Annotated in this window: 2 protein-coding genes; both read left to right on the top strand. The window is 37.0% G+C overall.

Annotated elements, in window-relative coordinates; translation table 11 throughout:
* The first annotated feature begins 142 nt into the window (after nt 1–142).
* Nucleotides 143–472, top strand: coding sequence for a DMT family transporter (locus ACFVSH_RS26885; protein WP_387595428.1), 330 nt, complete (start codon nt 143–145; stop codon nt 470–472).
* A gap of 40 nt (nt 473–512) precedes the next feature.
* Nucleotides 513–833 (top strand): DMT family transporter, encoded by a 321-nt coding sequence (locus tag ACFVSH_RS26890; RefSeq protein ID WP_387708885.1) that lies wholly within the window; start codon nt 513–515, stop codon nt 831–833.
* The last annotated feature ends 331 nt before the right edge of the window (nt 834–1,164 follow it).

A 1,164-nucleotide genomic window follows, 5' to 3' on the forward strand; every position in this document is an offset into this window, starting at 1 on the left:
ATGCGAAAGATGTCATAAAAGCTGTTTGTACAACGACAACCCTTAAAAATGATGAGAATGGGGTAGCTTATGCGATTTATCGATATATGGAGAACTTCGTGGTTCCAAAATAAGTGTCAATGCCGAAGGAGCGAGCCATAAAATGGCATGGATATATATCATAATGGCAGGACTTTTGGAAATCGTCTGGGTGATCGGTCTTAAATATTCACACGGATTCACCAAAATTATACCTAGTATAGTAACGGTAGTTATTATAATCTTTAGTTTCTTTTTACTTTCAAAAGCTTTACATTCCATTCCCTTAGGAACTGGTTACTCCATTTTTACTGGATTGGGAACGGTGGGAACGGTAGTAACTGGGATGATTTTTTTGGGAGAGACCATTAATCCACTGAAAGTATTTTTTATGGCTTTAATGGTATTGGGGATAATTGGAATAAAAATCAATCCAGCACAACCTAAACATTAAAGGAAGTGAAATGATTTATTCAAGGTTAGGGGATGATTCAATGGCTTGGTTTTTTCTTCTTATTGCCGGATTTGCCGAGATTGGCAGTGTTATAAGCCTGAAACGTGCAAAAGGGTTTAAAAAATTGCTTCCCACTGTAGCTTGTCTTTTTTTGGGGAGTTTAAGCTTTTATTTTCTTTCTTTGTCATTAACTTCCATTCCGGTAGGGACTGCCTATGCAATATGGACCAGTATCGGCTCTGTTGGAAGTGTTTTAGCTGGAATGATCTTCTTTAATGAACCCAGAAGTTTAAGATTAATCCTATTTATTATGTGTATTATTGCAGGGGCTGTAGGTATTAAAATGACTTCTGGACATTAAGTTCAGAGTTTTAAATGGAAATAAGTAGAGAAAGGTAATACCTATGGAGGAGAAGCGAGATGAAAACTATCAAGATTTAAGGATGCTGCATTCTGATCTGACCGTTTACAACTGCCATAATCTCTGCTTCAATTTTCGAATTTTTGAATTATTCAATGTAATGGTGCGATACTTCAATAACGAAGTGTCGCTTTTTTATGACCTTCCGCTAAAGTCGTACCCGTCCTAAAAATAGCTAACTATTTTCTTCGTCGATAAGTCGCTTTCATAGCTTACCTTATCTTGTGCAAATCTGGTCCTCGCTTATGATACGTTCCGGATCCTCGAGACA

It is taken from the genome of Peribacillus sp. NPDC058002 (assembly GCF_042886655.1).
Taxonomy (GTDB): domain Bacteria; phylum Bacillota; class Bacilli; order Bacillales; family DSM-1321; genus Peribacillus; species Peribacillus aracenensis.